Source organism: Acidovorax sp. GBBC 1281, from assembly GCF_028473645.1.
Classification (GTDB): domain Bacteria; phylum Pseudomonadota; class Gammaproteobacteria; order Burkholderiales; family Burkholderiaceae_C; genus Paracidovorax.
The window spans coordinates 5,567,275-5,590,185 of record NZ_CP097269.1 but is presented as its reverse complement, the minus strand read 5'-3'; the positions used below and the strand labels follow the sequence as shown (position 1 = coordinate 5,590,185).

Annotated in this window: 20 protein-coding genes and 1 pseudogene; 11 read left to right on the top strand and 10 right to left on the bottom strand. The window is 70.7% G+C overall.

Features of this window, described 5'->3' with window-relative positions; genetic code table 11:
- Positions 1-36 precede the first annotated feature (36 nt).
- Complete coding sequence (locus M5C96_RS26235; RefSeq protein ID WP_272566289.1) at positions 37-342, bottom strand: NIPSNAP family protein; 306 nt, start codon at positions 340-342, stop codon at positions 37-39.
- Between the two features lie 102 nt (positions 343-444).
- Positions 445-1,562: pseudogene (locus tag M5C96_RS26230) on the bottom strand (alkene reductase).
- Positions 1,563-1,914: 352 nt separating this feature from the next.
- Here M5C96_RS26230 and tauA point away from each other — a divergent pair.
- From tauA to M5C96_RS26215, 3 genes are read left to right on the top strand one after another with little or no spacing between them, the layout of a single operon-like run.
- Complete coding sequence (gene tauA, locus M5C96_RS26225; RefSeq protein WP_272566287.1) at positions 1,915-2,949, top strand: taurine ABC transporter substrate-binding protein; 1,035 nt, start codon at positions 1,915-1,917, stop codon at positions 2,947-2,949.
- A 40-nt stretch (positions 2,950-2,989) separates the two neighbouring features.
- Positions 2,990-3,811 (top strand): taurine ABC transporter ATP-binding protein, encoded by an 822-nt coding sequence (locus M5C96_RS26220; protein ID WP_442867412.1) that lies wholly within the window; start codon positions 2,990-2,992, stop codon positions 3,809-3,811.
- Positions 3,808-4,695, top strand: coding sequence for an ABC transporter permease subunit (locus M5C96_RS26215; RefSeq protein WP_442867342.1), 888 nt, complete (start codon positions 3,808-3,810; stop codon positions 4,693-4,695). Before M5C96_RS26220 ends, M5C96_RS26215 begins: the two co-directional genes overlap by 4 nt.
- Before the next feature lie 43 nt (positions 4,696-4,738).
- On the opposite strand, the gene gstA is transcribed toward M5C96_RS26215, so the two are convergent.
- The 3 genes from gstA to M5C96_RS26200 all read right to left on the bottom strand — a co-directional run bounded on the left by gstA (position 4,739) and on the right by M5C96_RS26200 (position 6,377).
- Positions 4,739-5,347, bottom strand: a complete 609-nt coding sequence (gene gstA / locus M5C96_RS26210; RefSeq protein WP_272566286.1) for a glutathione transferase GstA — start codon at positions 5,345-5,347, stop codon at positions 4,739-4,741.
- Between the two features lie 39 nt (positions 5,348-5,386).
- Positions 5,387-5,695, bottom strand: coding sequence for a YkgJ family cysteine cluster protein (locus tag M5C96_RS26205; RefSeq protein WP_272566285.1), 309 nt, complete (start codon positions 5,693-5,695; stop codon positions 5,387-5,389).
- 85 nt (positions 5,696-5,780) lie between these two features.
- Positions 5,781-6,377, bottom strand: coding sequence for an NADPH-dependent FMN reductase (locus M5C96_RS26200; RefSeq protein WP_272566283.1), 597 nt, complete (start codon positions 6,375-6,377; stop codon positions 5,781-5,783).
- A gap of 233 nt (positions 6,378-6,610) precedes the next feature.
- Here M5C96_RS26200 and mnmG point away from each other — a divergent pair, with 233 nt between their 5' ends.
- The 8 genes from mnmG (at position 6,611) to M5C96_RS26160 (ending at position 17,463) form a co-directional block, all read left to right on the top strand.
- A complete protein-coding gene (mnmG, locus tag M5C96_RS26195; protein ID WP_272566281.1) occupies positions 6,611-8,617 on the top strand; it encodes a tRNA uridine-5-carboxymethylaminomethyl(34) synthesis enzyme MnmG in 2,007 nt (668 codons plus the stop codon).
- Complete coding sequence (rsmG, locus tag M5C96_RS26190; protein ID WP_272566279.1) at positions 8,614-9,312, top strand: 16S rRNA (guanine(527)-N(7))-methyltransferase RsmG; 699 nt, start codon at positions 8,614-8,616, stop codon at positions 9,310-9,312. The genes mnmG and rsmG overlap by 4 nt, the downstream gene beginning before the upstream one ends.
- Positions 9,313-9,342: 30 nt before the next feature.
- Positions 9,343-9,957 (top strand): LysE family transporter, encoded by a 615-nt coding sequence (locus M5C96_RS26185; protein WP_272566278.1) that lies wholly within the window; start codon positions 9,343-9,345, stop codon positions 9,955-9,957.
- Positions 9,958-9,979: 22 nt separating this feature from the next.
- Positions 9,980-10,750 (top strand): ParA family protein, encoded by a 771-nt coding sequence (locus M5C96_RS26180; protein ID WP_272566277.1) that lies wholly within the window; start codon positions 9,980-9,982, stop codon positions 10,748-10,750.
- A 75-nt stretch (positions 10,751-10,825) separates the two neighbouring features.
- Positions 10,826-11,380 carry an RBBP9/YdeN family alpha/beta hydrolase gene (locus tag M5C96_RS26175; RefSeq protein WP_272566276.1) on the top strand — a complete coding sequence of 185 codons (555 nt, stop codon included), beginning with the start codon at positions 10,826-10,828 and terminating at the stop codon, positions 11,378-11,380.
- Positions 11,377-11,685: a cupin domain-containing protein gene (locus tag M5C96_RS26170; protein ID WP_272566275.1), complete on the top strand. Its 309-nt coding sequence runs from the start codon at positions 11,377-11,379 to the stop codon at positions 11,683-11,685. The genes M5C96_RS26175 and M5C96_RS26170 overlap by 4 nt, the downstream gene beginning before the upstream one ends.
- Before the next feature lie 92 nt (positions 11,686-11,777).
- Positions 11,778-12,698, top strand: coding sequence for a ParB/RepB/Spo0J family partition protein (locus M5C96_RS26165; protein ID WP_272566274.1), 921 nt, complete (start codon positions 11,778-11,780; stop codon positions 12,696-12,698).
- Between the two features lie 589 nt (positions 12,699-13,287).
- Positions 13,288-17,463 carry a hypothetical protein gene (locus M5C96_RS26160; RefSeq protein ID WP_272566272.1) on the top strand — a complete coding sequence of 1,392 codons (4,176 nt, stop codon included), beginning with the start codon at positions 13,288-13,290 and terminating at the stop codon, positions 17,461-17,463.
- Between the two features lie 58 nt (positions 17,464-17,521).
- On the opposite strand, the gene M5C96_RS26155 is transcribed toward M5C96_RS26160, so the two are convergent.
- The 5 genes from M5C96_RS26155 to M5C96_RS26135 are packed head-to-tail and all read right to left on the bottom strand — an operon-like array spanning position 17,522 to position 22,910.
- Positions 17,522-18,475: a lysylphosphatidylglycerol synthase transmembrane domain-containing protein gene (locus M5C96_RS26155; protein WP_272566271.1), complete on the bottom strand. Its 954-nt coding sequence runs from the start codon at positions 18,473-18,475 to the stop codon at positions 17,522-17,524.
- Positions 18,472-18,882: a GtrA family protein gene (locus tag M5C96_RS26150; protein WP_272566270.1), complete on the bottom strand. Its 411-nt coding sequence runs from the start codon at positions 18,880-18,882 to the stop codon at positions 18,472-18,474. The genes M5C96_RS26155 and M5C96_RS26150 overlap by 4 nt, the downstream gene beginning before the upstream one ends.
- A 7-nt stretch (positions 18,883-18,889) precedes the next feature.
- Complete coding sequence (locus M5C96_RS26145) at positions 18,890-20,230, bottom strand: NAD(P)/FAD-dependent oxidoreductase (RefSeq protein WP_272566269.1); 1,341 nt, start codon at positions 20,228-20,230, stop codon at positions 18,890-18,892.
- Positions 20,230-21,168, bottom strand: coding sequence for an NAD-dependent epimerase/dehydratase family protein (locus M5C96_RS26140; protein WP_272566268.1), 939 nt, complete (start codon positions 21,166-21,168; stop codon positions 20,230-20,232). Before M5C96_RS26140 ends, M5C96_RS26145 begins: the two co-directional genes overlap by 1 nt.
- A gap of 32 nt (positions 21,169-21,200) precedes the next feature.
- The gene (locus M5C96_RS26135; RefSeq protein WP_272566267.1) at positions 21,201-22,910 is read right to left on the bottom strand and encodes a hypothetical protein; all 1,710 of its coding nucleotides are present in this window, start codon (positions 22,908-22,910) and stop codon (positions 21,201-21,203) included.
- Position 22,911 lies beyond the last annotated feature (1 nt).

The window sequence follows — 22,911 nt, the reverse complement described above, 5'->3', positions numbered from 1 at the left end:
CAAGATGACGTAACTAAATATCAAGCTTCGCACCCATCATTCGAAGACGGGCCGGAAGAAGCTGCGCTCGTAGCTCAGGATGCAGCGCGTTTCCTGCGCGTAGCGGAAGGCGGCGAGGCATTCCGGGTCCTGCATCGACTGCGCGCGGTAGGTCTCGTACGCCGCCAGCGAGGGAAAGGTGAACAGCGCCAGCGCGATGTTGTTCGCGCCTTCGGACGGCAGGAAATAGCCGTGGTGCTGGCCGCCGAATTTTTCCACCAGCGGGATCCAGAGCTTGCCGTAGTGCTCGAATTCGGCGAGCTGGTGGGGGTCGATGACGTAGCGCAGGTAGCAGGTGACCATGGGAAAGGTGCCGTGAAAAAAGGGGGGGGACGAAAAAAAGCCCGCCGGGCCTTCGGGGCCGTGGCGGGCCGTGCCAGCGGGCACTTTACGCTGCAGCGCGCGTCAGGCGGCCTTTTCCGCCAGCGTGGGGTAGTCGGTGTAGCCCTTCTCGCCGCCGCCGTAGAACGTGCTTTGGTCCCACGCGTTGAGCGGTGCGTTCTGGCGCAGGCGCTCGACCAGGTCCGGGTTGGAGATGAAGGGCTTGCCGAAGGCGACGATGTCGGCATCACCGCTGGCCACCGCCTGGGTGGCGAGGGCGCCGTCGTAGGCGTTGTTCACCATCCACGCGCCCTTGCCGGCCGCGCGGTAGGCGGCCTTGAGCGCGGCGTAGTCGAAGGGGCGGCCTTCCACTTCGCGCGGCCCGCCGGTGGCGCCTTCGATCACGTGGATGTAGGCCAGGCCCAGCGGTGCGAGCTGGCGGATCACGTAGTCGAACAGGGGCTGCGGGTCGGCATCGGCGATGTCGTTGGCCGGCGTCACGGGCGACAGGCGGATGCCCACCTTGCCGCCGCCGATGGCATCGACCGCGGCGCGCGTGGCCTCCAGCAGCAGGCGGGCACGGTTTTCGATGCTGCCGCCGTAGTCGTCCGTGCGCTGGTTGGCGCCGGTCTTGAGGAACTGGTCCAGCAGGTAGCCGTTGGCCCCGTGGATCTCCACGCCGTCGAAGCCCGCCGTCTCGACCGCGTTGCGCGCGGCGGCGGCGTAGTCGTGCACGATGCCGGGCAACTCGCCCGCATCGAGCGCACGGGGCTCGGACGTGGGCACGAACTGGCCCTTGCCAGTCGCGCGGTCCACCAGGTAGGTCTTGGACTTGGCGGTGATGGCCGATGGGGCCACGGGCTTGCCGCCGTCCGGCTGCAGGTCGTTGTGCGAGATGCGGCCCACGTGCCACAGCTGGGTCACGATCTTGCCGCCGCGTGCGTGCACGGCCTCGGTCACGCGCTTCCAGCCATCGGCTCGGTGCCGTACAGGCCCGGCACGTCGGCATAGCCCTGGCCCTGGTGGCTGATGGCGGTGGCTTCGGTGATGAGCAGGCCGGCGGTGGCGCGCTGGGCGTAGTAGGTGGCCGTGATGTCCTTCGGGATGGCCTCGGGCGAGCGGTTGCGCGTGAGCGGCGCCATGGCAATGCGGTTGGCCAGGTGCAGATCGCCGGCCTGGACCGGATCGAAGAGAGTCGTCATGACAAGGGTGCTTTCTTTGGAGGGACAGGGGAAAAACGGGGCCTGGGCTCCGGGGTGGCACGGGGCCGGGCCCGTTCCAAGCCAGGGACACGAACTTACCGCCATTTCCCGAAGGCTGCAGTGCACTGGCGACCCCAAGGATTTGCCGACTGTGCTAGCGGCGGCTGCGCCTCTCGCGCCGCAGGCGCGCTGACGCGTTTTCCGGATATCGATGCGCGAAACGGGCGCATGCGGCGCCGGGGCCGGTTCCTAGAATTTTGTGCAAGGGCCCATCGACGGCCCGGCCCGCGCACCCTGCGCCCCAGGGGCTGCCCGTTGCGGGTGCCCTCTCTTTTGCTCCAAGGAACCCCCTATGCCTTCCCCGTTCTCCGCCACCCGCAGGGCCGCCGTGCGCGGCCTTTCCGCCCTGCTGGGCGCCACCTTGTTCTGCGCGGCGGCCGGGGCGCAGGGCAAGAAGGAGGTGGTGATCGGCTACCAGGACATGGTCGTGCCGTGGCGCTATGCGCAGGAGACCCGGGAGGTCGAAAAGCGCACGGGCTACCAGGTCACCTACCGCAAGCTGGGCAGCGGGGCCGAGGTGGTGCGCGCACTGGCCTCCGGTGCGATCCACATCGGCGAGGCGGGGTCTTCGCCGTTCGCCTCGGCGCTGTCGCAGGGCGTGCCCATCGAGGTGTTCTGGATCCTGGACGACATCCACGAGGCCGAGGCCCTGGTGGCCCGCAACGGCTCGGGCGTGAAGCAGCTGGCGGACTTGAAGGGCAAGAAGATCGGCCTGCCGTTCGTCTCGACCACGCACTTCCACGCGCTGGTGGCGCTGCAGGCGGCGGGCGTGGACCCCAAGGGCGTGAAGATCGTGAACCTGCGCCCGCCCGAGATCCTGGCGGCGTGGGAGCGCGGCGACATCGACGCCACGTTCGTGTGGGACCCGGTGCTGGCCAAGGCCAAGCAAAGCGGCACGGTGATCGCCACCTCGGGCCAGATCGCCGCGCAGACCGGCAAGGCCACGTTCGACGCGCTGGCCGTGTCCAGGCCGTTCGCGCGCGAGCACGACGCCTTCCTGACCCAGTTCGTGCAGGTACTGGCCGATGCCGACCGCGCGTACACGGCCCAGAAGGCCGCCTGGACGGCCGATTCGCCCCAGGTCAAGGCGGTGGCCAAGTGGACCGGCGCCGAGGCGCCCACGGTGCCTGCCAGCCTGGGGCTGTATGCCTTCGTGCCGCCGGCCGAGCAGGCCTCGCCGAAATGGCTGGGCGGCGGCGCGCAGTCGGTGGCGGCGCAGTCGCTGGCCGCCACGGCCGCCTTCCTGAAAGAGCAGGGCACCATCCAGGCCGTGCTGCCCGACTATTCGGTGGGCGTGAACCCCACCTGGGTGCAGCGTGCGAAGTAGCCTGCCGGCCGCGGGCGAAGACCCTGCGGCCTTGCCACCCGTGGCCCATGGCGCGGGCGATCTGGTCATCCGCGGCCTGAGCGTGCGCTACGCCGGGGCGCGCGGGGCCGCGCCGGTGCTGGCGCTCGCCGGCGTGGACCTGGACATCGCTGCGGGCGAATTCGTTGTCGCCCTGGGCGCATCGGGCTGCGGCAAGACCACGCTGCTCAACTGCATTGCCGGATTCACGCCGGCCTCGGCGGGACACATCGCGCTGGGCGGGCGCGTGGTGCGCGGGCCGGGGGCCGAGCGCGGCGTGGTGTTCCAAAAGCATGCGCTGATGCCCTGGCTCAACGTGATCGACAACGTGGCCCTGGGCCTGCGGCTGCGCGGTGTTCCACGTGGAACACGCCGGGCGGTGGCGGCCGAGACGCTGGCCCTGGTGGGACTGGAGGCGTTCGCTCAGGCGCCCGTGTGGCAGCTGTCGGGCGGCATGCAGCAGCGCGTGGGCATTGCCCGCGTGCTGGCCAGCGACCCGGACGTGATGCTGATGGACGAGCCGCTGGGCGCGCTCGACGCCTTCACGCGCGAATCGCTGCAGGAACTGGTGCTGCGGCTGTGGCAGCGCACGGGCAAGACCATTTTCTTCATCACCCACGATCTGGAGGAGGCGCTGTTCCTCGCCTCGCGCCTGGTGGTGATGTCGCCCCGCCCGGGCCGCATCGTGCGCGAGCAGGCCCTGGCGTTCAACCGCGCCCATCTGGGCGGCCAGGCGGCGCGCGCGGTGAAATCCAGCCCGGACTTCATCGCCTGGCGCGAGCGGGTGCTCGATTGGGTGGGACCGCAGGCCGGGGTGCCCGGGCCGGTGGGGGCCGGGGCATGAGCGGCGGGATGGGGCAGCAGGTGGCCCCGCAGGACGCGGCGCTGCGGCCCCCCGTTCCGGAGGAGCCCGATCCGGCCACGGTGCGCCCCGTGTCGCCCTTCCTGCGGCCCGGTGCGGGCAGCAGCCGGGCCTTGAGCGCCCTGTGCGTCGTGGCGCTGCTGGCCCTGTGGTGGGCCGCCACGCACTGGCGCTGGGTGCCGCCGCTGTTCCTGCCGGCGCCGAGCGCCGTGGCGCGGGCGTTCTTCGATGCCTGGCACGGGCGGATCCAGGGCGGCGAGCCGCTGTGGGTGCACCTGCAGTGGAGCGCCCTGCGCGTGTTCGGCGCGTTCGCCCTGGCCGCGGTGACGGCCGTGCCGGTGGGCATCGCCATGGGGGTGAGCCGCATCGCGCGCGGGGTGTTCGACCCGCCGATCGAGTTCTACCGGCCCCTGCCGCCCCTGGCCTACCTGCCGCTCATCGTGATCTGGCTGGGCATCGACGAGGCGTCGAAGGTGCTGCTGATCTACCTGGCGTGCTTCGCGCCCATCGCCCTGGCCGCCAAGGCCGGCGTGCGCAGCGCCAGCACCGAGCAGCTCAATGCCGCGGCCTCGCTGGGGGCGAGCCGCCTGCAGGTGGTGTGGCATGTGGTGGTGCCGGCGGCGCTGCCGGAGATCCTGGTGGGCCTGCGCATCGCCCTGGGCTTCGGCTGGACGACGCTGGTGGCGGCCGAGATGGTGGCCGCCACCGTGGGCGTGGGGCAGATGGTGCTCAACGCCTCGAACTTCCTGCGCACCGACCTGGTGGTGATGGGCATTCTGGTGATCGGCCTGGTGGCCTGGTCCTTCGACCTGGCCGTGCGCTGGGCCGAGGCGCGGCTGGTGCCGTGGAAGGGGGGGCGTGCCTGATCCAGGCACCGAAGGCACGCCCGACCCCCGCCGTTGGTCTGGCTTACTTGAGCAGGCCTTCGGCCTTGAGGGCTGCCTGCACCGCAGGGCGGGCGCCCACGCGGGCGTGGTGGGCCGACAGGTGGGTCAGGTGGGACGTGTCCAGGCCCACCACCTTGCCCCAGCCCACGACGGTGAACAGGTAGCCGTCGGCCACCGAGAAATGCTCGCCCATGAGCCATTCCTTGCCGTCGAGCTGGCTGTCCACCCATTGCAGGCGCGACAGGAGCTTTTCGCGCACGGTGGTCTTGTATTCCTCGGGCGTGGACGTGCCGAACAGGGGGCTGAAGCCCTTGTGCAGTTCGGTGCCGATGAAGGTCAGCCATTCCTGCAGGCGGTAGCGGGCCAGGGTGCCATTGGCGGGGGCCAGGTTCTTGAGGGGGGCCTGGTCGGCGATGTACTGCACGATGGCCGGGCCTTCGCGCAGGCGGGTACCGTCGTCCAGCTCCAGCAGGGGCACGTAGCCCAGCGGGTTGATCGTGTAGTAGTCCGTGCCGTCCTGCAGCTTGTGGCTCTTGGTGCTGGCCAGCACGGGCGTGAAGGCCAGGCCCGCTTCGTGCAGGGCGATGTGGGGGGAGAGCGAGCAGGCGCCGGGGCTGTAGTAGAGCTTCATGGATGACCCGAAGGTGTGGTGTTGGACAAGCTCTGCATGCTAGCCGGAAGCGGCCGAGGCCGCTGAAGGCGGGGGCGCCGGGCGAGTGACCGCCTCCAGCTGGCCCAGGTAGTGCAGGGCGTGGGCCCGGTCCGGCCCGCACATGGCCGGCTCGGGCTGCAGCGAGCCGCACACGGCCGGGCGCCCCGGGTGGCCGAAGATGCGGCAGCGCTGCGCATCGTCCAGCTGGATGCAGCGCACGCCGGCCGGCTTGCCCTGGGGCATGCCGGGGATCGGGCTGGTGATCGAGGGGGCCGTGCAGCAGGCGCCGCAGCCGGGCCGGCAAACCGTCACGACTGCATCTGCCATTGGTTTGCTATCGAAATAATAGCTAAATGCCCTAGTGGATATTGCGGTGCGGCACCGTTCGGGCCAGATCCCTGGGTGGCCTGCCTCAAGCGGGCAGGCCCGGCATGGCCAGCCGGTCGGCCGCCCACAGCACCTGGTCCACCACCGCGCGCACGCGCTGGCGGTGCGGCTCGTGCGCCAGCGTGCCCTGGTCGTCCAGGGCGCTGGCCGCCAGGCCCAGGGCGAAGGACTGCGGGGCCACCCAGCACTCCAAGTTGATGAGCAGGGGCGCCAGGTGGCTCTGCGAGCGCAGGCCGCCCAGGCCGCCGTTGGAAGCGCTCAGCATGCCCACCACCTTGCCGCGGAAGGGGCGGGTGCCGTCGCTCCACACCGGGTGGCCGGCCACGGGGCTGGAGGCCCAGTCGATGGTGTTCTTGAGCAGGGCGGTGTAGCTGCCGTTGTATTCGGGCGAGCAGATGATCCAGCCCGGGTGGGCGTCCAGCGCAGCCTTCAGGCGCAGCACGTCGGGCGGGGTGCCGGCGGCTTCCAGGTCGGCGTTGTACATGGGGATGTCGAAGTCCGACAGTTCGAGCAGCGTCACGTCGGCCCCGGCATCGCGCGCGATGTCGGCGGTGGCGCGGGCGAGACGGCGGTTGAACGACTGCTGGCGGGTACTGCCCGCGAAGACGAGGAGTTTTTGCATGGCCGCGATTGAAGCACACCGATGGGGCAGGAAACCTGCAAGAAACCCGTTGTCGCAAGGCGCCTGTTCCACGTGAAACAGCACCGGTGGCAGGGGCGGGCCCGAAGTGGGAAAATCACGCGTTTTCCAGCCTGCCAGGGCCGGCCTTCGGCGCCGCTCCTGCCGGGCACGCCCCGCGCCCTGCGGCGGCGATCGAATCGATGAACGGCCCCGCGGGGCCCCGGAGCAGTCCCATGTTGTACCCCCAGGAATTTGATGTCATCGTCGTCGGTGGCGGCCATGCCGGCACCGAGGCCGCGCTGGCCGCCGCGCGCATGGGCCAGCGCACGCTGCTGCTCACGCACAACATCGAGACGCTGGGGCAGATGAGCTGCAACCCCTCCATCGGCGGCATCGGCAAGGGCCATCTGGTCAAGGAAGTGGATGCACTGGGCGGTGCCATGGCGCTGGCCACGGACGAGGGTGGCATCCAGTTCCGCATCCTCAACAGTTCCAAGGGCCCGGCCGTGCGGGCCACGCGCGCGCAGGCCGACCGCATCCTGTACAAGGCCGCCATCCGCCGCATGCTGGAGAACCAGCCCAACCTGTGGCTGTTCCAGCAGGCCGTGGACGACCTGATGGTCGAGGGCGACCGCGTGGTGGGCGCCGTCACGCAGGTGGGCCTGCGGTTTCGCAGCCGCACCGTGGTGCTCACTGCCGGCACCTTCCTGGACGGCAAGATCCATGTGGGCCTGAACAACTACGCCGCCGGCCGGGCGGGCGACCCGCCGGCCGCCAGCCTGTCGGCCCGCTTGAAGGAACTGAAGCTGCCGCAGGGGCGGCTGAAGACTGGCACGCCCCCGCGCATCGATGGCCGCAGCATCGACTTTTCCCGCTGCGAGGAGCAGCCCGGCGACGGCATGCCCGGCGGCGTGAACGAGGGCGCCGTGCCGGTGTTCAGCTTCATGGCGCATGCCCACGGCGGAGCGGCCATGCACCCGCGCCAAGTGCCGTGCTGGATGACCCACACCAACGAGCGCACCCACGACATCATCCGCAGCGGCTTCGACCGCAGCCCGATGTTCACCGGCAAGATCGAGGGCGTCGGCCCTCGCTACTGCCCGAGCGTGGAAGACAAGATCAACCGGTTTGCCGACAAGGACAGCCACCAGATCTTCCTGGAGCCCGAAGGGCTGACCACGCACGAGTTCTATCCCAACGGCATCAGCACCAGTCTGCCGTTCGACATCCAGTACGACCTAGTGCGCAGCATGGCGGGGCTGGAGAACGCGCACATCCTGCGGCCCGGCTACGCCATCGAGTACGACTACTTCGACCCGCGCTCGCTCAAGAGCACGTTCGAGACGCGGCAGGTGCAGGGATTGTTCTTCGCCGGTCAGATCAACGGCACCACGGGCTACGAAGAGGCCGCGGCGCAGGGGTTGTTCGCAGGCATCAATGCCGCGCTGCAGTGCCGCCAGATCAAGGGCGAGGCCAACGATTTCGGGGGCGCCTGGCTGCCGCGGCGGGACGAGGCCTACCTGGGTGTGATGGTGGACGACCTCATTACCAAGGGCGTGACCGAGCCCTACCGCATGTTCACCAGCCGGGCGGAGTTTCGCCTGCAACTGCGCGAGGACAACGCGGACATGCGCCTGACCGAGGCCGGTCGCCAGTTGGGCCTGGTGGACGATGCGCGGTGGGATGCCTTCAGCCGCAAGCGCGACGCGGTTTCACGTGAAACAGAGCGCCTCAAGGGCACCTGGGTCAACCCCCGCAGCCTGCCTGCCGACGAGTCGGCCCGGGTGCTGGGCAGATCCATCGAGCATGAATACAACCTGTTCGACCTGCTGCGCCGCCCCGGAGTGGACTACGGCACGCTCATGGGCATGGACGGCGGCCGGTTGGCGTCGCCGGACGTTTCACGTGAAACACTGGGTGAACTGGCGGACCCGGTGGTCGAGCAGGTGGAGATCGCCGCCAAGTATTCTGGCTACATCGACCGTCAAAAGGACGAGGTGCAGCGCGCGGCCCATTTCGAAACGCTGCGCCTGCCCGCCGAGCTGGACTACCTCCAGGTGCCCGCGCTGTCCATCGAGGTGCGCCAGAAGCTGCACAAGCACCGGCCGGAAACCCTGGGCCAAGCCTCGCGCATCTCGGGGGTGACGCCCGCCGCGATCTCGCTGCTGCTGGTGCACCTGAAGAAGGGCGGGTTCAAGGGCTTCGGCACCGCGGCGGCGGTTGCGCAGGTGCCGGCATGAGCCCGCAGGCGTTGGAAGGCACGCTGACCGAAGGGGCACAGGCCCTGGGGCTGGGACTCGGCAGCGCCCAGATCGGCCAGTTGCTGGAATTCCTGTCGCTGCTGCAGAAGTGGAACAAGGTCTACAACCTGACGGCCGTGCGAGACCCGCAGGAGATGCTGACCCACCACCTGCTGGACAGCCTCGCTGCGGTGCCGCCACTGCGCCGCCAACTGGCGTTGATACCGGCAGACCTGGATGCCAACCCCGCGTTGCCGCCCCGCCTGCTGGATGTGGGCTCGGGCGGCGGGCTCCCCGGCGTGGTGTTCGCCATCTGCTGCCCGGGCCTGGATGTGAGTTGCGTGGACACCGTGGCCAAGAAGGCGGCGTTCATCCAGCAGGCCGCCGTGACGCTGCGCCTGCCCAACCTGCACGGCATCCACGCCCGGGTCGAGACCCTGGCCGGGCCGTACGACCTGGTGAGCTGCCGCGCCTTCGCCTCGCTGCCGGACTTCACCACCTGGTCGAGCGGCGCCATGGCAGGACACGCCGTGTGGCTGGCCATGAAGGGCAAGCGGCCCGATGACGAGATCGCCGCGCTGCCGGCGGGCGTGCAGGTGTTTCACGTGGAACCTCTCGCCGTGCCCGGCCTGGATGCCGAGCGCTGCATCGTCTGGATGCGCCGCCCGGCGGGTGCGCCGCCGGCCGTCGCTTAAACTCGCTCCTCCAGTTTTCGGGGGGCTTTCATGTTTGGCGTAGCAGATTACGGCGCGTTCGTCGCAGCCATCGTGTTGTTCCTCGCCATCCCCGGCCCCGGCAACCTGGCGCTCATCACCTCCACCAGCAAGGGCGGCGTGCGCGCAGGCTTGGCCGCCACGCTGGGCGTGATGGCCGGCGACCAGGTGCTGATGTGGATGGCGGTGGCGGGCGTCGCCGCGCTGCTGGCCTCGTACCCGGCGGCCTTCCATGCCGTGCAGTGGCTGGGCGCGGCCTACCTGGCGTGGCTGGGCTTCAAGATGCTGACCGCCCAGCCCGGCGGCCAGCCGGTGCTCCACATCGAGCCCCGGCACTACTTCCAGCAGGCGGCGTGGATCACGCTGCTCAACCCCAAGGCCATCGTGTTCTACATGGCGTTCTTCCCGCTGTTCGTGGACCCGGCGCGCCACCAGGGCCTGCTGACCTTCGGCGCCATGGCGGCCACCATCGCGGTGCTCACCTTCCTGTACGGCCTCGTCGTCGTGCTGCTGACCCACCGCCTGGCCGAGCGCATGCGCGCCAACCCGAAGATCGCGCGCGGACTCGAAAAGATCGCCGGCGTCTTCCTCATCGGCTTCGGCATCAAGCTGGCCCTCTCCAAATAATTTCCGCGAAACGAAAGCAGCCATGGCCAAGATTTTTTGCATTGCCAATCAGAAGGGCGGGGTGGGCAAGACCACGACCTCCGTCAACCTGGCCGCGGGGCTGGCCAAGATCGGCCAGGGGGTGCTGATGGTCGATCTGGACCCGCAGGGCAATGCCACCATGGGCTCGGGCGTGGACAAGCGTGCGCTGGAGCTGACGGTGTACGACGTGCTGCTGGAGTCGTCTTCCGTCAAGGAGGCGGCGGTGCTGTCGGAAAAGTGCGGCTACCACGTGCTGGGCGCCAACCGCGAGCTGGCCGGCGCCGAGGTGGAACTGGTGGCCCTGGATCACCGCGAGCGCCGCCTGAAGGCCGCCCTCGCCGAGGTGGACGCGAACTACGATTTCATCCTCATCGACTGCCCGCCGTCCTTGAGCATGCTGACCCTGAACGGCCTGTGCTGCGCCCACGGCGTCATCGTGCCCATGCAGTGCGAGTATTTCGCACTGGAGGGGCTGACCGATCTGGTCAACACCATCAAGCAGGTGCACGCCAATCTGAACAAGGACCTGCAGATCATCGGCCTGCTGCGCGTGATGTTCGACCCGCGCATCACGCTGCAAAGCCAGGTGAGCGAGCAGCTCAAGGACCACTTCGGCGACAAGGTGTTCAACACGGTGATCCCGCGCAACGTGCGCCTGGCCGAGGCGCCGAGCTACGGCCTGCCCGGCGTGGTGTTCGATCCGTCCGCCAAGGGCAGCCAGGCGTTCGTGGACTTCGCCCGCGAGATGGTCAAGCGCGTCAAGCGCATGTAGGCCGCAGCGGATTTTAGCGCCAGATCGCCCCCATGCCGGCGGATTTATTGCCCTTTTTGCTATCAAAAACATAGTATGAAACCAGACAACGTGCTGCTGCTTCCCGGTTGGCAGAACTCCGGGGAAGACCACTGGCAAAGTCGCTGGGAGCGCCTGCACGGCTACCGGCGCGTGGAGCAGCACGACTGGATGCACCCGCTGCGCGGCGACTGGTCCGCCCGCCTGGAAGAGGTCGTGGTGGACGCCGGCGGCCCCGTGGTGCTGGTGGCGCACAGCCTGGGCTGCATCCTCACCGCGTGGTGGGCGGCGCATACCAAGAATGCCCACCGCGTGCGTGGCGCGCTGCTGGTGGCCCCCGGCGACGTGGAGCACCCCGATATCGCGTCCCTGCTGCCCGGCTGGGCCCCCATCGCGCGCCAGCCGCTGCCTTTTCCCGCCGTGCTGGTGGGCAGCCGCAACGACCCCTATTGCAGCTTCGAGCGCGTGCAGGCACTGGGCCGCGACTGGGGCGCGCGCTTCGTCGATGCGGGCGCGCTCGGCCACATCAATGCCGAATCGGGCCTGGGGGACTGGGGCGAGGGCCTGGCATGGCTGCAGCCGTTGCTGCAGGCCCCGGGGCCTGCAGCATGACGACGCCGGCCGCTCCCATCGATCTGCTGGCGCTGTCGCGCTCGGCCCCGCAGGCCTGGCGGTCGCAGGTGTGCGGCGTGGCCGCGGGCGCGCAGGTGAAGGTGCTGCGCATGGATGCGCAGGCCTACCCCGACGAGATCCACGATTTCGACGAGGCCCTGCTGGTGCTGCAAGGGCAGATGAACCTGGAGATCGGCGGGGCCCGCCACATGGTGCAGGCCGGCGAGGTCTTCATCGTTCCCGCGGGCACGCCGCACACCGTGGCGCCCGGCAGCCACGGCACCCTGGTCATCCTCGACCGCTGAACGCATTCCCCGCATCTCTCCCGGCGGCACGAAGGGCCCTTGCCCGCGCCGGCCTTCTTCCTTCGAGAACCGACATAGAAAGCACACCCACCATGGTCACCAAGAAACCCAAGGGCCTAGGCCGCGGCCTAGAAGCGTTGCTGGGCCCCAAGGTCGCGGAAAAGGGCGATGCCGCCCCGCCGCCGCCCGAAGGCACCCCCACCACGCTGGCCCTGGCCGACATGGTGCCCGGCACGTACCAGCCCCGCACGCGCATGGACGAGGGAGCGCTGTACGAGCTGGCCGAGTCGATCAAGGCGCAAGGCATCATGCAGCCGATCCTGGTGCGCCGGCTGGCGCAGGGCGACCACGCGGGCCGCTACGAGATCATCGCCGGCGAGCGGCGCTTTCGGGCCGCGCGGCTGGCGGGCCTGGCCGAGGTGCCGGTGCTGGTGCGCGACGTGCCCGACGAGTCCGCCGCCGCCATGGCGCTCATCGAGAACATCCAGCGCGAGGACCTGAACCCGCTGGAGGAGGCGCAGGGCCTGTCGCGGCTGGTCAAGGAGTTCGGCCTCACGCACGAGCAGGCCGCGCAGGCCGTGGGCCGCTCGCGCAGCGCCGCCAGCAACCTGCTGCGCCTGCTGAACCTGGCCGACCCGGTGCAGACGATGCTGATGGCCGGCGACATCGACATGGGCCATGCGCGCGCCCTGCTGTCGCTGGACCGCGCGGCGCAGATCACGGCGGGCAACCAGATCGCGGCCAAGAAGCTGTCGGTGCGCGAGGCCGAGGCCCTGGTCAAGAAGATCGGCGCCGAGTTCAGCCTGGTGCCGCAAAAGCCCAAGAAGGAAGCCAAGTCGCGCGACCTCAAGCGGGTGGAGGAGGAGCTGTCCGACCTGCTCATGGCCGAGGTCGAGGTGCGCGTGAAGAAGCGCGTCAAGCGCGGCAGCCGCACCGAGGAGATGGGCGAGCTGGCGATCCAGTTCGGCTCGATCGAGGCGCTCAACGGACTGATCGAGCGCCTGCGGGGGTGAGCTGCGCGGGCCCGTGCCCCAGGGTCCGGCATCCAGCGATTTTCAGATAAGAATATGCGGATTCCGGCAATGCACGGGCTTCGCATCAGGGGGCGATCCGTTCGCATCCTGACCAGGTTTCGGCGGGACAAGGGCGAACCATCGGCTTCCATGATCAAGGGAGCCGCGTTCCATGCCAAAACTGTTTTCGTTTCGCCCGTTTCGCCGGTCCTCTGCCGCGTCGCGGGCTGAAACGCCGCTCCCGCCCCCTGCTGCGCCCCCCGCTGCCAGCGCCCCGGCGGGGGCCAGCGCCTCGCTGCAGCATGAGGCCCTGCGCGGGCGCAGCAGGCGCTCCAGCCTGGCCGATCGGATGGCGGCCGAAACTGCAGCCAGCCACCGCGATGGCGCTGGCCCAACGGGTGGCGAGCCAGGGGCCGGCCGGCCGGCCGGCGTGCCCCTGTCCCGCCCACGCACGACCCTGGCGGACTTGCTGGCCCAATCGCCCGACCACGGACCTTCCCCGGCCCGCGCATCCGGACCCGCCCCGGCGCATCCGTCCGAAGGGCCGGCCGCCGAAACGACGGTCCGCCAAGGCGGCGCGGATGCCGTTGTGGCGACCAGCGCTGCGCACGACCCCCTTCAGCGCGTCCCGACGGCGCGTGCGCGCACCACCCTGGCGGACCTGCTGGCCACGCCCGTGGCCCACGAGGAATCTCCAGGCCGTGGGCCCGAGATTGCCCCGGCCTCGCCTCCCGAGGGGCCGGCCGCCGACACCCCGGTGGACGACGGCACCAGCGATGCCGGCACGCAGGCCAGCGAACCCCTGGAGCCGCCTCGGAGCGATCCCAAGCCCCGCGCACGCACGACCCTGGCGGACCTGCTGGCCGCGCCGGGGGCCCACGAGGAATCGCCGGGCCGTGGGTCCGGGATCGCCCCGGCATCGCCCTCCGCAGAGCCGGCCGACGACAGCCCGGTGCGCGGCGACGCGAGCGACGCCGGCGCGCAGGACGGCGAATCCCTGGACCCGCTTCAGAGCATTGCGACGGCGCGCACGCGTATGACATTGGCGGACCTGCTGGCCGAGCCCCCGCCCGGTGGCGCCTTGGAGTCCCCGGAGCCCGAAATCACGCCGGCATCCCCCGATGGTTCACCAGCGCGTCCCGGGTCCGCCGTCACGCCCGAGCGATCGCCATACGCCTTCCTGCCGCCTGCAGCGGTGCTTTCCGGCGCAAAGCCGCCCACCACGGGCCTGCTGGCGCAGGCCACGGCGCGCCCCTGGAGCGTTTCGGCGGGTCTCGGGCCGCTGACTGGTGTGCGTTCGGGCGATGGCCCGCTGCGCAACGCGGCGCCCGCGTTGCCGGAACACGGCCCTGCCGAGGAACTGTCCTTGCCCGCGTTCGGGCAGAAGACCGCCCAGGCGGCACAGGACATTCTGGCGCGCATGGAACAGCCGGCCTTTCCGCTGGAAAAGCGGCCGGCCCGCAGCCGCGCGCACCGGGTGGCGTCCTGGGTGATGCCCTGCATCCGTCCCAAGACCCTGGACGATCTGAAAACGCTGGATACCCACGCCGAGGTGCGCCAGCCTGGCCGCCGCCGCGATCGCACGGAGCCACCGGCGCAGGCCCTTCGGGTGAACCCCGGCCTGGTGGGCGCGGCGGGGCAATGGCTGCATGCCAAGACGCAGGCCGATGCGGCCAAGTTCGCCGTGCAGGAGATCGAACGGCACCAGACCCTGCTGGCGGAGCGGGTGCTTGCGACGGCCGGCGAGGGGATGCCGCAGGAGCCGGTGGCGCAGGCACAGACGCCGTCAGAGACGCCATCACAGACGCCATCACAGACGCCGGCGCCCGGCCTGCGCCATCGCCGCAAGGGCCACGCCGCGCCGCCGCCCGCCGCCCCGGCACCCCACGATGCGGTGGCGGCGTCGCAGCGGGCCGTGGCCCAGGCGCTGGCCAAGGCCCGCGAGGTCGCCCAGGCCGCCGTGGACGCCCTGGAGCAGACCCGCGTGCTCTGCGAGGCGCAGGAGCAGGAGACGCTGGAAGGCATTTACCAGCACCCGCCCGGCTTTGCCGAGTCACCCGAGGCCCTGGCGCTCGGCGAGGGCCTGCGAAGCACCGTGGCCGGCTTGCCGCAGGACATGCCCAAGGATGCCTTGCCCCGGGCGGTGGCGGTCGAGCAATGGTCCCTGGCGCTGTCCATGGTGGCGCAGGGCGACGCGGCCCGCGCCACCGGCATGCTCGCCGCGATGCGCGAGCGTCCCACGCTGGACTGGATGCCGCAGCCGGGGGACCGCGCCCCCGACCCCGCCTCGTCCTCGTCGAGCGCCGATGCGGACGTGCGGGCCCTGTTCCGCAGGGTCGCGGAAAAGCCGCGCGGCGCGGAGTTGCTGCACGGGCTCGGGCCCGCCGGCCAACCCGCGCTCGAAGGCGCCGCGCTGCATGCGATGCGCACCTGCTGGCGCGCGGATGCGGCCGCGGCCGGCGAGCCCGACCCTGCCGTGCGCGAGTGGCTCGCCCAGGCCCGCGACGTGGCCGTGCACCATGCCCGCGGGCTGCCGGTGGACGACTTCACCGACGTGGCGCTCGGCGCCTACAACGCGGTGCGCAACGGCTACGTCTCCAATGCGCCCGGCAGTCCGTACGACCGGCAGAACGAGCGCATGCTCAAGCTCACGCGCGAGTGGGTGCAGCGCATCGACCAGACGCAGCGCACCCTGGCCGAGACCCTGCTGCCCTCCAAGGGCAAGACCCCCTTCAGCCCCAAGAACATCGCCATGGCGACCGACCAGTCGGAGGCCTTCGGCATTCCCACGCAGCGGCTGCGGGCCGACGCCCAGGTGCGGCAGTCGGCCGAGCGGCTGCTCGAGCTGGCGCAGGCCGGCTGGCACCAGGCCGCGGCCGTGGACCCCGGGGCTGCCGACGAGGCGCGTGGCTTCGAGGCCGCGGTGCAGGCGTTGGCCCACCACATCGCGCACTACCCTGGCGACCACGTGAGCCAGGCGCGGCTGGGCCGGCGGGATTTCGACGCCATCCGGGCGGCGGCCGCGCAGTCGCTGGACCCGGCAGCCCCTCCCGCCAGGAAGGGCTGGCGCGGGGCGCTGGGCCGAACCCCCAGGCCGCCGAAACTGCCCCCCCTGTTCGAAGAGATGGCCAGGAAAGGCGCCACCGCCGGGGAGGCGTTGGCGTGCGCGGTGCAGATGCTGTTGTCGCCTTCCGGCCCCGAGCTTCCCGAGGGCGTGGCCGAGGCGTTGCACGAGGCGCTCGGCCTGGGCGAGATGCAGGCCAGCGTGGAAGCTGCCCGCACGCGGGTGTTCGACGATCCGCAGGATGTCGCGGACTTCCTGCAGCCCATGATCGAGGGCTTTCAGCTGCGCCAGCGCATCAAGCTCGCCGGCGGCGGCACGGCCGGAGTGGGCGTGCCGCTCCTGCCCTATGCGCCGCCGGTGGAGAAGCTACTGCTGGACGTGCAGGCCAACTATTCGCGCAAGGACGAGGCCTACGTGCAGTTGTTCATGCCGCTCATCGGCATGGAGCTGTCGTTCGGCGAGACGGTGACGCACGCCGTGGACGCGCGGGCAAACGTGGGCCCGCGCTGGAGGTTCAAGAAGCTGTTCACGGCGGCCCTGGGCGTGCGCACCAAGGGCAGCCGGCAGCAGGCCGCCAGCGAGGCCACGCTGCTGCGCTTTTTGCGCCGGCGCGACCAGGAGGAGACGATGAAGGCCCACATGGCCGAGGCGGTGAACAGCCTGGCACGCTGGGACCGCATCCCCGCCACCAAGGGCCCAGGCTATGCCGGACCCATGGAGGCCCTGCTGGCGCGCTGCCCGTCGATCTCGATCTCCGAGTTCACCTCCGGTGCCCGCACCACGGCGGGCGAGATGCGCGCGGCCGCGACCCTCGCAGGGGGCAAGGCGCCTTCGCGCCAGAAGGCGGTCTCGCTGGGCGCGGGCGGCACGCTCGGCGTGGTGGGGCGGATGGAGCGCACGAGCAACTGGACCGACGAGCGACTGGGCAGCGTCACCGTGTCCGGCGACAAGGGCAGCACCGCGAAGCAGACGGTGGCCATGAACGCCACGGTCTCCGCCGGCCTGCCGGCCTTCCTGGCCAACCAGCCCATCGGCACGGAACGCACGGTCGACGCGCAAGGCGCCGAGCAGGTCAAGGCCAGGTACGGAACGGTGCGCGGGGCCGCGAACCCGGGCTTCATCGACGCCAGCCGCGAGCTTTACGTGCAACTGGAGCGCCACGGACTGTCGCCCTTCACCATCAACGGGCGCCAGGATGCGGACATCGACCGGCACTATGCGAGTCCCCGCGAAATTCTGGAGGAGTTGAGGCTCAACCGCGAGCGCTGGCTGGAGCGCTGCCTGGAAACCTTGCAGGCCGATGAGCACGGCGACAAGGACACGCCCGCCAACCGCGCCCTGGCGCAGGCCCGCCTGGAGGCGTTCGAGGCCGACCTGGAGCACCTGGGCGAGACCAGCGGCATCTGCCAGTACAACATCAACTATTCGATGCGTGGCCAGGCTGCTGCGTGGATCGACGGGCTGGCGCTGTCGCGGTCGCTGGCGCGCGAGCGGGGCGACGGGCAGGCCTATGCGCAAGGGGCCACGGCGCTCATCGACCAGGTGGTGCAGGGGCCGGCCACGTTCCGCCCGCTCACGCACATCGTGCGCGAACGCAGCCGCCAGACCGCCGACGGCTGGGGACTGAACTATCTGCTGCGGCGCCAGGCGCTCAACAGCGTGGAGGTCCAGCGCACCGCGGCGCAGTATCCACCGCCGTGAGCGGGCATCCATCGCCGTGCCGCGTGGAGCGCGGCGCCGTAGCGCCCGCTCGCGGCGTTCAGCAAGGGGGCTCGCCGTGGCCCCAGGGGGCGCCCCGGCGCTCCAGCACGCCGATGGCCACGAAGCCGCACAGCACGGCGAACCACAGCGTAGCCATGCGGATGCCCACGGCCGCCAGCGTGGCCAGGCCCAGCGGCACGGCGTGCAGCGCCAGCAGGGCGACCACGGTGGCCTCGGTGGTTCCGATGCCAGCCGGCAGCATGGACGCGGCGCCGGCCAGCATGGCGGTGGGGTAGAGGGAGGCGGCGGCGCGCCACGGCAGCCCCATGCCCAGTCCGCGCAGCAGCCAGGCGAACGACAGCGCCACCAGGCCCCACGCGGCCAGGCCCAGGCCCAGCGAAATCCCCAGGTCCAGCGGGTGCAGCCACGCCTTGCAGCCGGCCAATCCCAGCGCCAGGGCCCGCACCGCGCGCGACAGGCGCGGCCAGCCGCGGCGGCGCAGCCGGGCGGCACCGCGCAGCAGCCATGCGGGCCGTGCCGCCACCAGCACGACGGCGCCGATCATGCCCGCCACGAACGCCACCAGCACCGCGAACAGCGGCAGCGCGGGGATGGCCAGCGCCGCCAGCAGCACCACGCACAGCAGGTCGAACGCGCGCTCGTACACGAAGGCCGAGACGGTGCGCGCCGCCGGCACGCCGGCGCGCGCGAAGTAGCGCACGCGCACCAGCTCGCCCACCTTGCCGGGGGTGGCGGTGAAGGCGAAGCCCGAGAGGTAGGCCAGAAAGCCCGCACCCCAGGGCACGGCGTGCCCCGCGCGGGCCAGCAGCCAGCGCCAGCGCAGGTAGCGCAGCAGGTACGAGGCGAAGGCGACCGCCGCCATCGAGGGCATCCAGGCGAGCACCTGCGGCAGTTGCGCGAAGACCTGGTTGCGAGCGTCGGCCCACACCAGGGCGGCCACGTAGGCCGCCGTGCAGGCCCCGGCCGCGGCGACGGCGTGGCCGGGCTTCATGCGCGGTCGGCGAAGGACCAGCGCTTGTGGCCCAGGTAGCTCGTGAACACCGGCACCGCCACGCCCACGGCATGGGCGATCTCGGGCACGAAGGCGGTCACGCCCAGGGCGGGCAGCACCTGGCGCGCCAGCAGCAGGCTCACGGCCCAGGTCTGCGCCACCGCCACGAGGTTCACCAGCACGAAGAACGCGGCGGACTTGCGCACCGACTGCTGGCTGCCCTGGAACACGAAGGCGCGCGCCAGCAGGAAGGCCGTGACCATGCCCACGCCGTAGGCCAGCACCACGGCGTAGGAAAACGGCATCCACTGGTTGAGCACGATGCGCGCGATGAAGTTGGCGAGCGCGGCCAGGCCGCCCGTCACCAGGAAGGCCACGAACTGCCGGGAGCGGAACTGCGCGAGCATGCGGGGCCTAGACCGGTGCCGCAGCCGCCTGCGCGGCCATCTGGCGCCCGAAGCCGATGCTCTCGGAGATGCCGCGGTCCTCGGGGTAGTAGTAGGACGTGTCGGCCACCCACAGGCCGCGCACGGGCAGCTGCACGGGCGGCAGGCTGTCCAGGTAGTTGGGCGGGCAGATGGGCTGGGCGTAGCGGTAGCGGCTGGCGCGCAGGGCCAGGAAGTCGCTGTCCTGCAGTTTCGGGTTGATGGCCTTCAGGTAGCGGCGCACCTTGTCGAGGAAGGCCGCGTCGGGCTCGGCGAACTTGGGGTGCTCGCCGGGCATGTAGAACGGCACGTACACCACCGACTCCGCCAGCGGGCGCAGGTTGCTGTATTCGACCAGGCCAGGAATGTCCATGTCCGGATCGTTCACGTTGAGCCAGAAGTTCTCGGTCAGCGGCTGGCGCAGCTTGGCGATCACGCAGACCACGGCGATGTTCTGCAGCGCGCCGTACTGCGCCAGCAGCGCGGGCGGGAGGTCGGGCATGGTGCGCGGCACGTAGGGCAGGGGGATGGTGCTCACCACCTTGTCGAAGGCCTCGAAGCCCTGGGCGGTCTCCACGCCCTGCACGCGCGTGGCGTCCATGCGCACGCGGGTGACGGGCGTGGACAGGCGGATCTCGCCGCCGTGGCGCTGGATGTCGGCCACCATGCCGTCCAGCAGCGTGGCCGAACCGCCATCGAGGTGGCCGAGCTTTTCGCGCATCAGGCTGTAGCGCGAGCGGCCGATGCGGCGGATGCGGCTCCAGATCCACGCGGCGGACAGGTTGCCGGCATGGTCGTAGAACTTGTAGTCGAACAGGCGCCGCCACAGCACCTCGTAGGCCTCCTTGCCCACCCAGCGGCGGATCCAGCCCGTGGCCTCTTCGCCGTCGAGCGGCTTCCAGTCGGTGCGCTTCGTGGACAGGAACGCGTGCAGGCCGTAGCGGAACTTGGCGACCAGGCCCAGACCCTGAAAGCGCAGCAGCGCCACCGGGTTGCCCCAGGGCTGCAGGCGCTTTTGGAACCAGTAGCCCATGCGCGTGGCGCGCCAGCGCATCCGGTCCGAAAGCCCCAGCTCGTCGAGCATCTGCAGGAAGGCGTGGTCGGAGGTGCAGTGGAAGTGGTAGTAGCGCTCGATGGGCAGGCCGTCGAAGTCGAACATCGCGGTCATGCCGCCCACGCGGTCGTCGGCCTCGAAGATCACGGGCCGGTGGCCGTCGCGCGCGAGCTGGTAGGCCACGGCCAGGCCCATGGGGCCGGCGCCCAGCACGGCGATGCGTTGGCCCGGCGCAGCGGCCGTGGATGCGGAAGGAGAGGGGGTCTGCGCGCTCATCAGAACTCCAGCACCACGCGGCTGTATTCCGGGTGGTTGAAGGTTTCGTGGATGGCCTCGGCGAAGGGCGTGGCGCGCACGCCGAAGATGCCGGGCCAGTCGATCACCTCGAACTCGTCGTGGGCCACCAGCGCCTTGAGCTGGTCGGCGGTGAACGGCGGGTCCTTGTCGAACAGCGCCCACACCTTGAGCAGCAGGTAGAAGAGGCCGTAGGGGATCTTCACGATCCAGGCGCCCGCGCCCGTGGCGGCCTTGATCTGGCGAATGATGTCGATGTAGTCCACCTTCTCCAGCCCCGTGATGTTGAACACGCCGCCCACGCGGCGCTCCTCGATGCAGCGCACGATGATGCGGCAGAAGTCCGCCGCGTACAGCGGCTGGCGCATGTAGCGGCCGCTGCCCGGTATGGGGAACACCGGCACCTTGCGCATGAAGCGCGACAGCCAGCCCAGGTGCTTGCGGTCGAACCAGCCGAACATCAGCGTGGGCCGCAGCACCACGCAGGGAATGCCGCTGTCCAGCACCATCTTTTCCTGCGCGCGCTTGGTCTCGGTGTAGTGGTCCTGGGCGACCGACTCGACCACCGAGGAGCTGATGTGCACGGTCTGCGGGATGCGGTGGCGCTGGATCAGATCGAGGATGCGGCCGGTGGAGGTGAGGTTGTTGCGCACGAACGGGTCGGCCTGCGGCGCGCCGATCTGCGCCTGCAGCATGACCACCACGTCCGCGCCCTCGAAGTGGCGCTCCCACGCGCCGGGCTCGGCCAGGTCGGCGTCCTCGGCCACGATGTCGGGGTGCACTTGGCGCAGGATGGCGAGGTTGCTCGCGTGCTTGTCCAGCACGACGAGGTTGTGATAGCCGTGCAGCTTCAAGTGGGCCACGAGGTTCTGGCCCACGAGGCCGGCGCCTCCCGGCAGGATGATTTTGGCGTTCTTCATGGTGTTGGTTTTTCTCGGCGGGTTCGTGGCGCTCATTGCGGCGCCGGTATCTGCAGGGCCACCGAGCAGTCGGTGCCGGGTGCGGTCAGGGTCACGGCGGTGGGCAGCGCCTCGGGCGCGGCCTGCAGGTAGGCGGTGAAGGTCAGGTAGCGTGCGGGCGCATGGGGGCCGCCGGGCGCGCCCAGCTTGCGCCAGCGGTGGGGAACGCCCAGGCCCACCACGGTGCCATCGGGCGCGACGAGGCGCATCGATGGCGGCGGCGCGTCGCCTTCGGAGGGCAGCAGCGCGCCGCTCACCGAGACGAAGCGCGGGTCGCCGGGCACGCGCTGCACCCAGTCCACGAAGGCCGTGCAACGGGCGGGCGGCACGTCCGTGTGCGAGCCCAGGGCCGTGGCGGCGTCGGCGAGCGGCGGCCGGCCGAAGATCGAGTGGCCGTGCTGGCGGGCCTTGGCGACGATGCGCTCGCCCAGGGCCCGGTCCCAGATCAGCATGCCGATGCGCCGCTCGTCGTGCACGCCCATCGCCAGCGCCAGCGCGCCGGTCATGCGCAGGTGCGCGACATCGCTGCGCCGGGTCTCGCGCAGCTGCACCGACAGCATCTGCACCAGCACGACCACCAGCAGCACGGCGGCGCCGGCGCGCGCGAGGCCGCGCAGGGCCAGCACACGCGGGGCGTACAGCACCCCCAGGGCGGCCCAGGCCATCATCGTGGGCGTGGTGTACCGGCTGGCCAGCGAGCCCTCCATGCTGAACTGCAGCCGGCCGCTGGCGGTGGCGAAGGCGATGCCCGCCACGAAGGCCACGAAGGTGAGCAGCGACAGCTCCAGCGTGTGCGTGCGCGGGGCGCGCAGCGCGGGCACCAGGCGAGCCAGCGCCAGCACGGTGAACAGCACGCCGAAGGCCTGGCTGATCCACATCGTCTCCATCTTGCGCGCCAGGTGCTGGAACGGGCTGCCCAGGTATTGCAGCGTGTACTGCAGCAGGCCCAGCGGCCGGCTCTGCAGCATGGCCAGCAGGCCGGGGCGGGGCGTCGGCGCGGCGAAGTCCGCCATGTACACGCCGATGCCCACGGCGCCCAGCAGCGCCAGCAGCGCCACGCGGCGCCAGCCCATGCGCGCCACGGCGGCGTAGAGCGCCATCATGGGCAGCGCCATGATGCCGTTGGCCATGGTGCCGATGCTCAGCACGCCCAGGGCGCAGCCGCCGGCGAACCAGCCCACGTCCTGCGGCGCCTGCGTGGCGCGGTACAGGCAGTACAGCCCGGCCAGCGGCAGCCACTGGGCCAGGAAGAACTGGCTCTGGAACGCCCAGGTGAGGTTTTCCTGCTGCACCCACGACAGCAGCCAGACGGACAGCAGCGCTAGGGCCGCCACCGACGCCGTGCGGGTCATCGGCCCCAGGCGCGCCTTCAGGAAGGCCCAGAAGGTGGCGATGCTGCCCGCCACCAGCAGGTAGTTGACCGCGATCAGGAAGGCCTGGGTGCCGCCGAACCAGCGGTATTCCATCCAGAACAAGGCCTTGGACAGCACGATGCGGTGCTCGTTGAAGAGCCGCCACCACGCCTGCCAGCCGGCGCCATCGCGCACGTCGGCATAGAACTCCAGTGCGCCCCACATGTCCCAGATCGGCACGGACGTGAAGGTGCGCCAAGCCGCCACGGCCGTCACCAGGGCAAAGAGCGTGGCATAGCCCGCAAGGGCCACCGCCGCCCAGAGGCGGCGGCGTTCATGGGTCCATGGCATG